The sequence below is a fragment of the Shewanella hanedai genome (assembly GCF_007197645.1).
GTDB classification, from domain to species: domain Bacteria; phylum Pseudomonadota; class Gammaproteobacteria; order Enterobacterales; family Shewanellaceae; genus Shewanella; species Shewanella hanedai.
This window is the reverse complement of the sequence record NZ_VKGK01000048.1, coordinates 19,918-34,356: the sequence shown is the minus strand read 5'-3', so window position 1 is coordinate 34,356 and position 14,439 is coordinate 19,918. Positions and strand designations below refer to the sequence as shown.

Here is a 14,439-nt window from a genome sequence, read left to right as displayed (position 1 = left end):
TGTCAAAAGCTTGAGATACTTGCATAAAAAAATCCGAGACCTAGAGGTAGGACTCGGATTCTGAAGCATCTAGAAGATCAGTCAACCGATCGATTTATCACTAAATGATCGGCATTAGAGCCAAGCTCTCTTTTTTATTTAAGTAAAGGTATTACTTAAGATTGAGTTGACTCAGTCGACTCGACGTTGACATCTTGAGTCTCTTCGACAACAACAGTCTGTCCTTCGTCATTAGTCTTGTTACCAGACAGTGCGGCTTCAGCTTGCTCTTGAGCTAATGCTTTGGCGCGATCACCTTTTGATACATACTTTTTGATTGTAGGAGCTGTATGTTTGTTCAGGCGAGCCTTGGCACGTTTCGCCGTCATCTTAATCATTTTCTGTTTTCTGTTCATAAACTCTCTACCAAAATGCTGCATAAATCTGCCGCTCTTTAGCAGCAGATTGTAAACTGGGTGCGGATTTTAACTCAATCTGTTGCTTCAAGCCATAAAATATGCGTTTTCTTGTTGGTTAGCACTAGTTTTGCTTTATGAACTGGGCAATTTATACTGCATTATAAGGCGAATTTTTGTTTATCCACTTCGCTAGCCCCTTCGTTACATTCACCACGGATCTCAGCTCTTCCCACTTCGATAATACGGCTTAGTTCCATAAACCCTTCTCGGCAAAAACCTGTCATGGTCAAGGTCTTTGAGAGTCCCAACTCTATTTGTTGGGTCCAGTCACTTAGATCCGGTTGTTCATAGCGCTTACCTGAACGTGCTCGTTTGGCTTGATCAATACGTTCTTTATGGGGAAGTAGATTGTCAGAGTCACCCAAAGTGGCAAGTTGGGCTTTATAGGTAAACAGTTTAATACCGTCTCCTTTAATGTTTGTGCTGAACCTGTCTTTTACATCTAGATTGAAATCACTGGGATCGGTTTTCTTGCTTGAACAGGCACTCATGAGTGTGAGTGAGAGTAAAATGGCTATTTTATAACTAATCATATTTTTTCTTATTATTTTGGTGGTTATTCTAGTGTCCGAGCACGGCTAATACCAATCAGTATAAGAAGTTGATCTACTCAGAGTGTTTTTTGGCAAACTAATTCAAGGCGAGTGGATGACATAATGGTTGTTCCCTTATGAGTTCATTCAACGCAGAAATAGGCAGCCAAAAACACTCCTTAACAGGCGAGTTTTAGCGGTTCTGAAGCTGTGTTAACGAGCTTAACCGTAGAATAACTATGCTATTCACTCGTTGCCTTGCCTCAGTACCGCTAAACTCTCGCTGAGCGATCAAATCTTTATACTGATTGGTATAATATTAAAACCGCGCATTTAACCACGACATTACTTACATGATTATTGCAGCATAACTCAATTCGCCACGGGTTGGCATCAAACTGACAAGTTTTTACCTTCAGCGTCCTAATCTATATAAGCAGGAATAAACTTGATTTTGCTCAACAAAAGAACAACTAATGTTGATTAGTTGTTGCTATTTACTTGTCTGGTGGCACACTAAATTAACCTAGGTTCACTGGACTGTTGAACGCTGTGAGAGCAAATATAAGGTTGAGGTTTAGCTTATTCGCTCTATTTTATGATTTTTTGCGTGTTTACACATGGAGTGTTAATGCCTGCTATTTTCAAACTGCTTCAATCTTTGTTGTCGAGTTTTAAAGACCTTATTCCCATTATATTGGTCGTGAGTTTCTTTGAGATTTTTATCTTGCAACAAGCCCCTGCAGATCTCGCTTCAATCATGATTGGGCTTGTCTTTATCGTATTTGGTTTGACCTTCTTTGTATTTGGACTCGAAATGGGTCTGTTCCCGATAGGCGAATCTCTGGCTCAAGCGCTTGCTCGTAAAGGCAGTGTATTCTGGTTGGTGCTGTTTTCATTCTCTTTGGGTTTTGGCACCACATTGGCAGAACCCGCTTTAACGGCTGTGGCGAATGAAGCGGCGCAAGTGGCGGCTGATGCAGGGGCTATTAAGCCGGATGAGGCGTCAATGAATAGCTATGCGATGGGACTTAGGTTTACTGTGGCAATAGCGGTGGGGTTAGCCATCTTGTTAGGAGTGGTGAGGATATTAAAAGGCTGGCCTATCCATTATTTAATCATTGGTGGCTATATTATCGTGATGGTGCTGACCACTTTTGCCCCTGATAGCATCATAGGTATTGCTTATGATTCAGGTGGCGTGACGACATCGACTATCACGGTACCGCTAGTGACGGCACTAGGAGTTGGTTTAGCCAGTGTGATTAAGGGGAGAAATCCCATGCTAGATGGTTTTGGCTTGATTGCTTTTGCGAGCTTAACGCCGATGATTTTTGTGCTGATTTACGGCATGGTGGTCTTTTAATGGAAGTGCTTTACGGATTATTCGACACCTTGTTACTAACCGCAAGGGACGTGATCCCAATTGCTGTCATTCTGTTTGGTTTTCAGCTTGGAGTGTTAAAACGTCCCATTGCCAACTGGCATAAGGTAGTGCTAGGTTTTTTCTATGTGATTGTAGGACTCACCCTGTTTTTAGTCGGGCTGGAGCTCGCGCTTTTTCCTATTGGTGAGAGTATGGCTGAGCAGTTGACTTCAGTTGAGTTTATTCATCCTAATTTGGGCCCAGATGAAACCATTATTTGGCAAGATTATCTATGGGTGTACATCTTTGCTGCGGCAATTGGTTTTAGTACCACCATCGCAGAGCCATCCTTAATCGCAGTGGCAATAAAGGCCAACGAAGTCTCAGCAGGTGCTATTAGTGTTCAGGGATTACGTATTTCAGTGGCTATCGGGGTTTCTTTTGGTATTGCGTTAGGGTGTTTTCGAATTGTAGTAGGGGATCCTATTCAATACTACATTATGGGAGGTTATATCATTGTGGTAGTTCAAACTTTTTATGCTCCTAAGATGATTGTACCTTTGGCTTATGATTCTGGTGGGGTGACAACCTCGACTGTCACCGTACCTTTAGTGGCTGCATTAGGCTTAGGATTGGCGACCAATGTTGAAGGGCGTAATCCTTTAATCGATGGGTTTGGTTTAATCGCTTTTGCCAGCCTCTTTCCTATGATCAGTGTTATGGGATATGCACAGATTGTCGATGCGTTGAATAAAAGACGCGCGTTAAAAAAGCAGAACAATATGTCTTGACCCAATTGCGGCCTCAGAACTAAAGAGCTGCGCAGTTACTCAAGTAAAAAAATACCAAGTAACTTAAGTATTAAAGGTTAAGTATTGAAGATTATGAGGAGTTAACGATGCGTTTTAAACTCATTATTGCCTTTATTGATGATGGCATGACAAATCGCATTCTTGATGCGGCGAGAAAGGCTGGCGCGACCGGTGCTACCGTGATCAACCATGCCAGAGGTGAGGGGATAGAGAAGAAGAAGACTTTTATGGGACTCACATTAGATGTACAGCGAGATGTGGTGCTATTTTTAGTTGAAGAGCATAAAAGCCGTTCTATTCTTGAAACGATTAACAGAGTTGGCGAGTTTGATACAAACCCCGGTCAAGGGATTGCCATCCAGATAGATGTTGAAGATGCAGTGGGTGTCGCACATCAAGTACGAGAGATCAGTAAAGATATTGAGGATGATATATGAGTCAGCGAAAACTAGTTCGAAACTCAGATGTGATGACGAATAAATTTGTGATGGTTGATGGACTTCATACTGTCGCCGATGCGGTTAAACATGCGATAGAGCAAGATGTAAAAGTGTTGTTTGTGAATAAACGTCATGAGAATGACGAATATGGCATTGTATTGATGAGTGACATTGCCAAACAAGTATTGGCGAAAGATAGGGCGCCTGAACGCGTCAATATTTACGAAATAATGCTTAAACCTGTGTTGTCGGTCAGCGCTGGGATGGATGTACGCTATTGTGCACGTTTATTTGAGCGGTTGCGTATCTCTAAAGCGCCCGTTATTGAAAATGGTGAAATTTTGGGTTTAGTGAGTTATCAGGATTTGGTGCTCAAAGGGATGATGGCTCAAATTTAGCGAGACTTTATTCAAATAAAAAAGCAACCTTAAAGGTCGCTTTTTTATTTGAATAAATGTGCTGTTATGCGAATCGCTTATCGAGATAGCTGATAATCTCTGAAGACTCGTACATCCAACGGGTTACACCATCTTCTTCGATACGCAGACACGGCACTTTTGCCTGGCCGCCTTGATCCACTAATGTACTTTTGTGTGGATCTTGCTTCGCATCTAAGGTTGCGATGTTTAAACCTTGTCTGCGCATTGCGCGGCGAACTTTAACGCAAAATGGACAGGCTTTATATTGATATAAGGCTAACTGCTGAGTCGCTGCATCTATAACAGATTGCTCATCCGAAGGACGTTTGAGCTTCTTCGGGGTGAAGATAAAGTTGAGCAGTAAGATAATGCGACCTAAAAACCAACGAACAATAAACATGGGTTACCTCTGATAGAATCGAAATCGGCCAGAGTGTAACCCATGCAAGAGCAAGATTATACCAATCAGTATAAGAAGTTGATCTACTCAGAGTGTTTTTTTGCAAACTAATTCAAGGCGAATGGATGAGATAATGGTTGTTCCCTTGTGAATTCATTCAACGCAGAAATAGGCAGCCAAAAACACTCCTTACAGGCGAGTTTTAGCGGTTCTGATCCTGTGTTAACGAGCTTAACCGTAGAATAACTATGCTCTTCACTCGTTGCCTTGCCTCTGGACCGCTAAACTCTCGCTGAGCGATCAAATCTTTATACTGATTGGTATTAGGTTATTCAGCACCTAAGGTCAATATCGCTTCCTCAGCGTCTTGGTTAATATCAATACGGCTGTCGAGCAAGAATATCCGAGAGGGGGCAAGCTTATTGATATCCACCAAGTGGGCTTTAACGGCTAAGGCTCGCTCACTGGCTAAATTACCCAACATCTGTTCATTGACCTGTTGTTGGTTCAGTACTTGATTGTACAGGGCGATATGCCATTGGGTGTTTATTACTTGTTCACTGCTCAAGGTTTCGTCTTGCTCATTTTTCGCAATTATTTGTGTTTTGATGTCATTAGCGACACCACCCACTTCATTTTCAAACAGAGCGATAAGCGCTTGTGATAACGGGCCTTCGGTCGGGAAGTTGCTTGCCGTTAATGGCGTTGGCATTGCACTTACCTCGATGTGACTAATCTCTGCAAGTTTCTGCTTTAGCATGAAGGATTCAAGCTCACGGCTGTCATTCATTGGGTCTACCGCACCCTCAATACTCAATGTGAGTTTTGGCCTTTCTATCAATGCGCTGGTTAATGTACTGAGCTTAGTCGCTTCTTTATCGCTGATCACTGCCAAGCCGGGTTCGAACTCTATGCTGTCCAAAGATTCATGATCACCAAATAGCCCTGAAAGTAGACTAAATGGTGCTGTGACGGCTTTAGTGATCAGATTGGTAAATGCGTTCAAAATGATGCTGCCAAAGCTAAATTCTGGTGAATTAAGATCGCCGGAAACTTCAAGTCCAAGATCGATTACGCCGTGTCTATCCTGCAGTAGTGCAATGGCTAACGTAACGGGCAAGCCTGTGGCTAAGCCACTGTCGCTAGGTTCCCCTAAGGTGAGTTGATCGACCACCATATGGTTGCTGCCCAATAGTTGATTATCTTTTAATTGATAGTCCAAATCGATAGAGAGTTGGCCTTTATCAATATAGTAGCCTGCGTAAGTACCTGAATATGGGTTGACTGAGGTCAGCTCGACATTGGCAAATTTAAGGGCCAAATCTAGATAAGGCATCGCCAGTAAGGGATTTATTTCTCCCTTTAATGTAACAGGGGCATATTTATCTATTTTACCTTTGATATCGACTTTAGCGGGCTTGGTTGATGTTGAGGAAAGCTGGCTAATTTCTCCCTCTAATTGCTCAATGCTAGCAGCAAAATTGGGGGTAAGGGAGTTATCAGCGAAGAAGGTAGAACCTTGGCTAAAACCAAGCTTACCGATAACAAGTTTAAGTTTTTTCTCTCCAGACTTGTCGAGTTTAGTACTCTGATCTACGTTTTGATTAAGCTTAGGTTGCTCAATCAGTAACCCGCCAATATTGGTGGTTCTGTCTTTAGCAATGATGAGTCGACTGTAAGGTTTGACGAAGTCTACTGAGTCAATGGATAACAAGTGCTGTTGTTGATCTAAATTAATCTTGCTTATGGCCATGGATTGCCATTTCAACAAAGTTTTATTCTGCACATTATCTTTGATTGATAACGCCTTGATAGTACTGTCGCCGATAAAGGTGATGTCATCGGCTGAACTGGCCTTAACTTGCCCTTCAATACTCAACTCACCCTGTTCAAGGGTGATGTTTAGATAAGGGGCGAGATAAGTTTGTAGTTGCGGCAAGGAAAAGTCAGTGAGTTGAACGGCACTTTCTATGTGTTGCTGTTTAAGATCTACTGCTCCGTTAGACTCAAATTTACCTTGATCATTGATGGAAAAATCAAGTCGGTATTGTACTGGATCGCGAAGATCTGAATAGATTTTACCTGTCACAAGGTTCAGTGGGGCAATCTGCCACACTGTGTTGTTCGACACTAAGCTTTCATTTACCTTGATATCAAAGTCTTTTAGTTCAACTTTATCGACAATGACTGACCAAGTTGGTTCAGCATTAACCTTTGGCTTATCAGTTTCAGTAAGCACTGACTCTTCACTTGCAGGTGTAATTTCACTTTTCGTTTCTTTGGGAGCTGTGGACTGAGTTGCCCTTGTCTGTTTTGTTGCCTGAGTCGAGATAAAATTAGGCATGAAAAGCGGGACAAGATCGAGTCCATCCGCTGAAATTCGGCTAGCTAAAGTGAATTCTTCACTGTAAAGGCGTGAAATTTTTACCTGCTTATGGTTAAGGTCTAAAGCTATATTTTCTGCGGCAAATAATGGCAAAGAGAGTAGGGAGCGCTTGTCATGTGTAAAAACGATATCCCTTAGTGCAAATTGCCCATTACTGGTCGTGAGTTCAATTGGATTGTCGGCTGAAGCTGGATTGCTCGATAATGCAAAATCAGTGCTGAAATCAAACTTACCTGAGTCTAAATGAGCTTGAAACTCGTCAGAAATAAATGACCAAAAATCTGGTAAGGCAATGGCATTTAATTGCACGGCGCCGATGACATTTAACGGTGCCAGTTGAAGCTGACCTTGAGTGGCAATTTCGCCTCCGTTCTTACCGCGTAGACGGATTGAAAATCGATTCGATGCATCTTGTTGGCTATCAAGCTCTTTTAACGTGTCGAAACCTTCGATGCTAAGGTTGATATCCGGATAGTTTAATTGACTATCTGTTAGCATGTCAGTGTACTTAACATTGGCACTGACAATGGCTAACTTGTTGACCATGATGTGAGGCAGTTCAGTCGGAGGAGCTTTGACTGTATTGGCGTCAGCCTCCTTTTTGGTTAGCTCATTGATGATGTCAGAGAAATTGAACTCTGCACCCACATTTTGATTTAATCGTTCAGCTAGCAAGTAAGGACGGATTAAAGAGACGTCTTTGATGCTGATAGCACCGTTAATAAGCGAGTGCCAAAAACTGAGTTCGAAGCTGAGTTCAGCAAATCCAGTAAAGTCTGTTTTATTCTCTTCAAAGAGGTGAAGATCCAATAATGAGACGTGCAAGTTAAAAGGATTGATTGAGACATCCCCTAAGCTGACCGGTCTTTTTACCAAGGTGCTTAGTTGAGCTGGAATTTGTTGCAAGGCAATGTAAGGAACGACGAGGCCGAGTAAGGTAATAAAGGAGAGGTAAATCGCTAACACAATAGTTAAATATTGTTGGTACCGAGGAAGTTGACGATACATTTTTCTCAAATTTATCGCTTTTTTGGGTTTAGCGGACATACTTACCTTAATCGAATATAGAGATTTTTATAGAGTGGGCATTTTACCTAAATTTATAGCATATAAATAGCCATTATCAATGACTTCAAACAGTTTGATTTATCTTTTTTTGAAGTCAATACCAACAAATCAGCTGATTAGGCAACCTAAACGATGACACGATTTTATTTCGATGAACAAAGTGTTGAATCCATCAAAGGTGAAACCGTACTTGATGCCTTGATCCGTCATGGGCATTCCGTCACATACTCCTGTAAAAAAGGAGCGTGTAAGACCTGTCTAGTGCAGCATGTGAGTGGCTATCTCCCTACTGGTGCACAACGGGGGCTAACGACTCAGCTCAAATCAGATGCTTATATCTGTGCATGTCTATGTAAACCAACAGCTGGGCAGAAGCTTAAATCAATTATTGCTCAGAACCTGTTCGTTTCAGCTCATATCCATGAGAAGCAGTACCTCTCTGAATCTGTGGTGAAAATATTAGTTGAGCCTACCGAAGAGTTTCGCCACAGTGCCGGGCAATATATCAATCTAAGACGTTTTGATGGGCTAACGCGTAGTTACTCTATTACCAATGATCCTGATTCAAAACTGATTGAGTTACACATACGAAGAAAATATAACGGACAATTTAGCGATTGGTTATTCAACCATGCCAGTGTTGGTGAGAGTTTGTTAATTCAAGGGCCTTGGGGAGATTGTTGCTATAAGGCAAGTTATAGAAATGACACTCTGATATTAATTGGTACTGGTACTGGCTTAGGCCCCGTATATGGTATTGCGCGAGATGCCTTGTCTCAGGGTCATAAAGGAGAGATATATCTCTACCATGGAGCCAGAAATGTTGCTGATCTCTATCATCATAATAAGTTATTGAAGTTGATGTTAGAGCATCGAAACATGACCTATTTAGCCTGTGTCGATCACATGGATGAAAAGGCGGTCAGTTCAACAAGAGTTGAAGTTGGCGATCCATTTGAAGTGGCGATGAATATGCACAAGATGGACAGTCAAACATTACCCGATTCTCCACAACGGATTTTCTTATGTGGTGAACCAAGTTTTGTGACCAAAGGGCAGCAGTTAATATTCTTAAATGGTACGCCACTGGATCGGATCCACGCGCTCACTTATGATTATATAGATTTGAGATTGTCCCCCAGGGAAGGTTAATCACGATGAATAGCCGCAAGTGTTCGACTCTGATTAATTGTTAACAATCTAACATCAAGTTCAATGATCTTTTTCACTCATAAGGCTTATTTGCTTGTGGCTGTTACAGGTATGTTTTAGGTATCTCCTCCATCCTTGGAGGTCTTGTGGAAAATGCAATAATGCACAATTATGTTGGTATAGCAGTTAGGCATTGCTTGGAAAACATGCCGAGAAGGAGGCTAATACTCTTTTTACTATGTATTAAATGTCACTTATCAGCTTTATGGTAAGTGATTGCCGCTATGATTGCCCCTTGAGGATCTTTGATCCAACAGAGCCTACCGACTTCTGGAATATCTTCTGGTCCATAAAGCAGTTCTCCTCCCAAAGATATGACTTTAATCGCGACCTCATCAACATCTTTTACGGTGACATAGCTCGTCCAGTGGCTTTCTTGTTCTGGGCAAGGATTTGGGGCAATGCCTCCTATTTTCTCACCTTCATTTTCAATGATGTGATAGGGGCCATGTGATGTTTGCATGGTTTTAAATGTCCAACCAAACACTGCTCCATAGAAGCTAAATGCATCCTCACAAGAGTTAGAAGTCAACTCATGCCAGCCTAAAGCTCCAGGGGTGTTATAGGGTGTTTGCATACTCATCTCCTTAACGATAAATAGTGTGAACGAGTTAATCGTCATGCTGATGGTAAAGGATCTCTTTTAGCCGTGTAATGAGTGTCATTACTGTGAGTTTTCACTCACATAAATAATATTAGCTGTTTGAGGCTTGAGTAAGGCACTGTGAGCCTTCTCTGAAGTAAAGTGTAGTCCAGCTTTGAGGAATAAAAATGTATTTACAGCTAGATTTGTTTTGAGGGTGTGTAATAGTTAGTTAAGTTAACGTTATGTAATTCATAGAAAAGTTGTTAGTATCAACACAATAACTGTTTGAACTATATTACCTTTATTCTCATCGCTAAAATGGAAATAAATGTTAAGGAATGAATATGTACATAAGAATTGCAATTACTGATGACCTCGATGCGTTAGCCACACTTTTTAATGGTTATCGAATGTGTTTGGGAAAGGAAAGTAATTTAAGTGATTGCAGAAGCTTCATTCAGGCTCGACTTTTTGAGAATGACTCAGTGATTTTTATTGCTTTTAAAGCGAATGTTCCTGTTGGATTTATCCAATTGTTTCCCTCCTACTCTACGATTTTACTTAAACCTTTATGGTATTTTGACGACCTATATGTCGCAGATGAATATAGAGGTACGGGGATTGGCACCGACTTGGTCGCTAAAGCAAAAGAGTTAGCTGATGAAACTCAAGTGGTAGCTGTGCGCCGGGGTAAAATTGATGGAGAGGGTTTTTTACTTATTTAGTGTTAAGCAGTCCCCTAATTGATAAAAGCAAGTATGCCTATGATATCATGTCGCGTTTTTATTCTATATCGATCTGAGCGAGCTTAAGTGTCGCTATTCTCAGGTTGTATATTTATTCATGTTGGAGCAAGAGATTGAACAAGAGTGTAATAACTAACCTTATTGCTGCCATCTTGGTGGTATCTGGGTATTTGTTAGCGTTGCCTATCCTTTTTAGTGTTGGTTTGTTTGCACTTTCCGGTGCTGTCACCAACTGGTTAGCGATACATATGCTGTTTGAAAAAGTGCCTGGGTTATATGGATCTGGCGTGATCCCTACGCGTTTCGAAGAGTTTAAAGCGGGTATCTCTGATTTAATGATGAAGCAGTTTTTTACCGATGAAAATATAGACCGCTTTCTCTCTTCAGAAGGAATGGAGTCGCACATCAACTTGCAACCTGTGATAGAAAAAGTGGATTTGGCTCCGGCCTTTGATGCATTAGTCACTACGGTTGAACAGTCATCATTAGGTGGCATGCTCGCGATGTTTGGTGGCACCGAAGCTATTGCACCATTGAGAGAGCCTTTTATTGAAAAAATGAAGCTTTCTTTAGTTGAGATATCACAGAGTGAAGATTTCATTAATCTTGTTAAGAATGAGCTCGAACGTCCTGATGTACTTGCTGATATGCGTACTAAAGTCAGTGAGATCGTCACGCAAAGGCTAGATGAGTTAACACCTGAGCTAGTAAAAGATATTATTCAAGAGATGATCCGCGAGCATTTAGGTTGGCTGGTGGTCTGGGGTGGAGTATTCGGCGGTATTATTGGCTTAATTGCGGCGCTGTTTAACATCTAATCGCTAATGAATGGGATATTGATGTATCAAAAAGGGAGCATTAGCTCCCTTTCTACGTTAACTTAGTGTGATACTAAGGAGACGTTAATGAATTCCCACAATACGATTAATTATCTTGAACTTCCTGTTAAAGATATCGAGAAAACAAAACAATTTTTCAGTCAAGTATTTGGCTGGGGCTTTATCGACTATGGCCCGAGTACACCTGCTTTACCGATGCAGGGATTACAGGTGGCTTTTATCTCTCGAATCAAAGCTTTGATTTGGCACGTGGCAGTGTACTGATTGTTATCTACTCTGAGGCATTGGAGGCATCACTGCAGGTCGTCGAGCAGCACGGCGGCATAATCTCTAAAGCCATTTTTTCGTTTCCTGGCGGGCGACGGTTTCATTTTAAAGATCCAAATGGCAATGAATTTGCTATTTGGTCTGAGTAACCATATTCGTTAGTTGTTTTGTTGGTGACAACAAGGCTTATACTGATTGATATAAGCCTTGCCGTTTACTGTTTCCCCGTTGTACCTCTTTCCTACATCAATCCACCAATTAACCCTAGCTGCAAATCGCAGCCATAACTGAGCAAGCGTTAAGCCTCCTAGCGACTATACTTTTTGTATATTGCATCTCTCTAACTTCTCTTTCTTTAATAACCAGTAAATTACTGCCAGATAGAAAGTGAATTTACACATTGATAATTGAGGCTAACTTTATGATGGGAATGGTTTTTACTGGGTTTATTGAATTGATTGAAGATGAGTTTGGGTATGAAACGTTAGATGCATTACTCCAGTCATGTGAGCTCGATAGTGAAGGAATATACACAGCAGTTGGCAGTTATAATCATGAAGAACTGCTTCAATTGGTGGTCAAATTAAGTGAAATGTCTTCAGTTCCTGTGACAGAGCTCGTCAAATTGTTTGGTAAAAAATTGTTTGTTGAATTGATAGGCGGTCATCCTGAAATTGCGAGTGAAATGACTGACTCTTTTGATCTGCTCTCCAAGATAGACAGTTATATTCATGTCGAAGTTTATAAGCTTTATCCTCAAGCTGAACTGCCTAAATTCAGCTGTGAACGTTTAGGTGATAATGCTATTCGTCTGCATTATCAATCTAACCGACCTTTCGCCTCTTTTGCTGAAGGGTTACTCGATGGGTGTGCTAATCACTTTAATGAGCATTTTGAGATAACACGTACTCCAGAAACAAAAGACTCCGAGACCGATGTAATCTTTAATATTACAAGAACGCCTATTCCATCATGAGTGTAATGGAAGATCGGGAACAAGTTTTGCTTCGTAGAGTCGAAAGGGAGAGGCGTGCTCGAAAGGAAGCAGAACAAATCCTGAACGAAAAAAGCAAAGAGCTGTGGAATACTAATCAGAAACTTCAGCAGGTGAATGAACAGTTAGATCAAATCGTTCAGATCCGCACGAGCGAACTTCAGATGGCTAAGACAAAGGCTGAGCTTGAGAGTTTTGCACATAAAAAAGCGAAAGAAAGGTTTCAATTAGCGATGAGGGCGACGAGTGCGGGTGTGTGGGAGAAAAATATTGTCGATAATGTTTGGTATTTCAGTGAACGTTTAACCTCCATGTTTGGTTATAGCGAAGAAGAGCTATTATTTGGATTCAAAAACCTCTCTTTTATTCACAATGAAGATAAGAAAACATTGTTACATGTGCTGAAGAAACATTTTAGAGAAAGGAAAGCCTTCGATTGTGAATGCCGCGTTCAGACAAGTAATGGGCGATACAAATGGTTTTGGGTTGTCGGACAAGCGGTATGGAATGAAAATGGTGACGTAATTCGTATTGCAGGTTCCTTTAGCGATATTGATGAGCGGGTTGAAAACTCTAAATTAGTTGAAAAAATGGCTCATTATGATCATTTGACCATGATACCCAATCGGGTTTTATACAATCAAGAATTAGATGTTGCCCTATCTAAGGCTCAGAGTAATAAAGATAGTCTTGCTGTTATTTTGATTGACCTTAATGACTTTAAGCAAGTTAACGACACATTAGGTCACAGTGCAGGTGATCATCTACTTCATCATATTGCGAGCCAATTCAAATTAAATATCAGGGAGAGCGATATTGTCGCGAGATTAGGCGGCGATGAGTTTTCTATCGTGCTAACGAATGTTAGTGACCCTCAATTTGTGGTTAAAAAATGTGAGCAGATAATAGAAGCTATCTCTAGCCCGTTTTATTATCAAAGAAACCTTATCATGCCTAAAATGAGCATGGGAATTGCGATTTACCCTGAGTACGGTTCAAACCGCGAAGAGTTGATGATTAATGCGGATTTAGCCATGTATAAGGCGAAAGGAGATAAGGGAAATGGCAGTGGATATCAGTTTTGTGAACAGGAACATATTAATAAAAATATTGAACGAACAGAGTTAAGTGTTGAGTTGGATAAAGCGATTACTGAGAAAGGTTTTTTTATGCGTTTTCAGCCGGTAATTGATCTAACTCGTGGTGAAATGATTTTTGCAGAAGCCTTGCTTCGTTGGAAACACTCTAAAAAAGGCGAGATGCTTCCGGAAAAGTTTATCCCTGTGGCTGAAGAGAGTGGGTTAATTACGCGACTCGGTGGCTTGTCTATTGAGTTGCTAGTGCAACAGGTAGATAGAATTATGTCTGCAAAGCGGTTAGAAAAGTTAACGATTAATATTATCCCCTCACATTTTTTATCGCAAAGCTTCATCGTGCAGTTACAGGAGCTAATCAATACTCATCCAGACATATCGCAATACATGACAATTGAGATCACCGAAGCGGTATTCTTAATGAATATAGAAGCTGCTAAAAGTATTATATTTCAGCTGCACGGGATGGGGTTTTCAATCAGTTTAGATGACTTTGGGACTGGCTACTCAAGCTTCAAATATCTGCAGGAACTCCCTATTGAGGTGATTAAATTAGACAGCTCTTTTATCGCAGAAATAGATATTGATCCATCCCATAGAACGATAGCATCAACTATTATCGAACTTTCCCACTCGCTAGGGATCAAGGTGATTGCCGAAGGGGTTGAAACCAATAGTCAGCTGGCTTTCTTACAAGATCACCATTGCGATTTTGCTCAAGGCAGCTATTTCTTTAAGCCTCTTAGTATTATCGAATTACTCCATATGCAACGTGGTGTCTCACTGCTTCCAAATTCATAAACGGCTCAATGAATGCTT

The 14,439-nt window shown here is 41.0% G+C and carries 14 protein-coding genes and 1 pseudogene; 10 read left to right on the top strand and 5 right to left on the bottom strand.

What is annotated here, in order from left to right:
• Window positions 1-155 precede the first annotated feature (155 nt).
• Together FN961_RS24075 and FN961_RS24070 are read right to left on the bottom strand one after the other, a co-directional pair.
• Window positions 156-395, bottom strand: a complete 240-nt coding sequence (locus FN961_RS24075; protein ID WP_144042690.1) for a DUF2986 domain-containing protein — start codon at window positions 393-395, stop codon at window positions 156-158.
• Window positions 396-556: 161 nt separating this feature from the next.
• A complete protein-coding gene (locus FN961_RS24070) occupies window positions 557-991 on the bottom strand; it encodes a hypothetical protein (RefSeq protein ID WP_185972874.1) in 435 nt (144 codons plus the stop codon).
• 631 nt (window positions 992-1,622) lie between these two features.
• Between FN961_RS24070 and FN961_RS24060 the strand changes: the two genes are divergently transcribed.
• From FN961_RS24060 to FN961_RS24045, 4 genes are all read left to right on the top strand, one after another.
• Window positions 1,623-2,357 (top strand): DUF1538 domain-containing protein, encoded by a 735-nt coding sequence (locus FN961_RS24060; protein WP_144042688.1) that lies wholly within the window; start codon window positions 1,623-1,625, stop codon window positions 2,355-2,357.
• A complete protein-coding gene (locus tag FN961_RS24055; protein ID WP_144042687.1) occupies window positions 2,357-3,148 on the top strand; it encodes a DUF1538 domain-containing protein in 792 nt (263 codons plus the stop codon). Before FN961_RS24060 ends, FN961_RS24055 begins: the two co-directional genes overlap by 1 nt.
• A gap of 107 nt (window positions 3,149-3,255) precedes the next feature.
• Window positions 3,256-3,606 carry a P-II family nitrogen regulator gene (locus FN961_RS24050; protein ID WP_144042686.1) on the top strand — a complete coding sequence of 117 codons (351 nt, stop codon included), beginning with the start codon at window positions 3,256-3,258 and terminating at the stop codon, window positions 3,604-3,606.
• Entirely contained in the window at window positions 3,603-4,007 is a 405-nt protein-coding gene (locus FN961_RS24045; RefSeq protein ID WP_144042685.1) for a CBS domain-containing protein, read from the top strand. The genes FN961_RS24050 and FN961_RS24045 overlap by 4 nt, the downstream gene beginning before the upstream one ends.
• A gap of 64 nt (window positions 4,008-4,071) precedes the next feature.
• On the opposite strand, the gene FN961_RS24040 is transcribed toward FN961_RS24045, so the two are convergent.
• Together FN961_RS24040 and FN961_RS24030 are read right to left on the bottom strand one after the other, a co-directional pair.
• Window positions 4,072-4,428: a glutathione S-transferase N-terminal domain-containing protein gene (locus FN961_RS24040; protein ID WP_144042684.1), complete on the bottom strand. Its 357-nt coding sequence runs from the start codon at window positions 4,426-4,428 to the stop codon at window positions 4,072-4,074.
• A gap of 328 nt (window positions 4,429-4,756) precedes the next feature.
• Window positions 4,757-7,861, bottom strand: coding sequence for a DUF748 domain-containing protein (locus tag FN961_RS24030; protein ID WP_144042683.1), 3,105 nt, complete (start codon window positions 7,859-7,861; stop codon window positions 4,757-4,759).
• Window positions 7,862-8,014: 153 nt separating this feature from the next.
• Here FN961_RS24030 and FN961_RS24025 point away from each other — a divergent pair, with 153 nt between their 5' ends.
• Window positions 8,015-9,034 (top strand): 2Fe-2S iron-sulfur cluster-binding protein, encoded by a 1,020-nt coding sequence (locus FN961_RS24025; protein ID WP_144042682.1) that lies wholly within the window; start codon window positions 8,015-8,017, stop codon window positions 9,032-9,034.
• 250 nt (window positions 9,035-9,284) lie between these two features.
• Here FN961_RS24025 and FN961_RS24020 read toward each other — a convergent pair whose 3' ends face one another.
• On the bottom strand, window positions 9,285-9,671 hold the full coding sequence (locus tag FN961_RS24020; protein WP_144042681.1) for a VOC family protein: 387 nt from the start codon (window positions 9,669-9,671) through the stop codon (window positions 9,285-9,287).
• A 353-nt stretch (window positions 9,672-10,024) separates the two neighbouring features.
• Here FN961_RS24020 and FN961_RS24015 point away from each other — a divergent pair, with 353 nt between their 5' ends.
• From FN961_RS24015 to FN961_RS23995, 5 genes and pseudogenes are all read left to right on the top strand, one after another.
• A complete protein-coding gene (locus FN961_RS24015) occupies window positions 10,025-10,405 on the top strand; it encodes a GNAT family N-acetyltransferase (protein WP_144042680.1) in 381 nt (126 codons plus the stop codon).
• A 134-nt stretch (window positions 10,406-10,539) separates the two neighbouring features.
• Window positions 10,540-11,244 carry a DUF445 domain-containing protein gene (locus tag FN961_RS24010; RefSeq protein WP_144042679.1) on the top strand — a complete coding sequence of 235 codons (705 nt, stop codon included), beginning with the start codon at window positions 10,540-10,542 and terminating at the stop codon, window positions 11,242-11,244.
• An 87-nt stretch (window positions 11,245-11,331) separates the two neighbouring features.
• Window positions 11,332-11,681, top strand: a pseudogene (locus tag FN961_RS24005) (VOC family protein).
• Window positions 11,682-11,953: 272 nt separating this feature from the next.
• Window positions 11,954-12,508, top strand: a complete 555-nt coding sequence (locus FN961_RS24000) for a heme NO-binding domain-containing protein (RefSeq protein ID WP_144042678.1) — start codon at window positions 11,954-11,956, stop codon at window positions 12,506-12,508.
• Window positions 12,509-12,513: 5 nt separating this feature from the next.
• A complete protein-coding gene (locus tag FN961_RS23995) occupies window positions 12,514-14,421 on the top strand; it encodes a putative bifunctional diguanylate cyclase/phosphodiesterase (RefSeq protein ID WP_229814803.1) in 1,908 nt (635 codons plus the stop codon).
• The last annotated feature ends 18 nt before the right edge of the window (window positions 14,422-14,439 follow it).

Excerpts from the sequence above, each read along its gene's own strand:
- FN961_RS24015 (WP_144042680.1), top strand. The coding sequence starts at position 10,025 with ATGTACATAAGAATTGCAATTACTGATGACCTCGATGCGTTAGCCACA.
- FN961_RS24045 (WP_144042685.1), top strand. The coding sequence starts at position 3,603 with ATGAGTCAGCGAAAACTAGTTCGAAACTCAGATGTGATGACGAATAAA.
- FN961_RS24040 (WP_144042684.1), bottom strand. The coding sequence starts at position 4,428 with ATGTTTATTGTTCGTTGGTTTTTAGGTCGCATTATCTTACTGCTCAAC.
- FN961_RS23995 (WP_229814803.1), top strand. The coding sequence starts at position 12,514 with ATGGAAGATCGGGAACAAGTTTTGCTTCGTAGAGTCGAAAGGGAGAGG.
- FN961_RS24030 (WP_144042683.1), bottom strand. The coding sequence starts at position 7,861 with ATGTCCGCTAAACCCAAAAAAGCGATAAATTTGAGAAAAATGTATCGT.
- FN961_RS24070 (WP_185972874.1), bottom strand. The coding sequence starts at position 991 with ATGATTAGTTATAAAATAGCCATTTTACTCTCACTCACACTCATGAGT.
- FN961_RS24050 (WP_144042686.1), top strand. The coding sequence starts at position 3,256 with ATGCGTTTTAAACTCATTATTGCCTTTATTGATGATGGCATGACAAAT.
- FN961_RS24020 (WP_144042681.1), bottom strand. The coding sequence starts at position 9,671 with ATGCAAACACCCTATAACACCCCTGGAGCTTTAGGCTGGCATGAGTTG.
- FN961_RS24025 (WP_144042682.1), top strand. The coding sequence starts at position 8,015 with ATGACACGATTTTATTTCGATGAACAAAGTGTTGAATCCATCAAAGGT.
- FN961_RS24055 (WP_144042687.1), top strand. The coding sequence starts at position 2,357 with ATGGAAGTGCTTTACGGATTATTCGACACCTTGTTACTAACCGCAAGG.
- FN961_RS24075 (WP_144042690.1), bottom strand. The coding sequence starts at position 395 with ATGAACAGAAAACAGAAAATGATTAAGATGACGGCGAAACGTGCCAAG.
- FN961_RS24060 (WP_144042688.1), top strand. The coding sequence starts at position 1,623 with ATGCCTGCTATTTTCAAACTGCTTCAATCTTTGTTGTCGAGTTTTAAA.
- FN961_RS24000 (WP_144042678.1), top strand. The coding sequence starts at position 11,954 with ATGATGGGAATGGTTTTTACTGGGTTTATTGAATTGATTGAAGATGAG.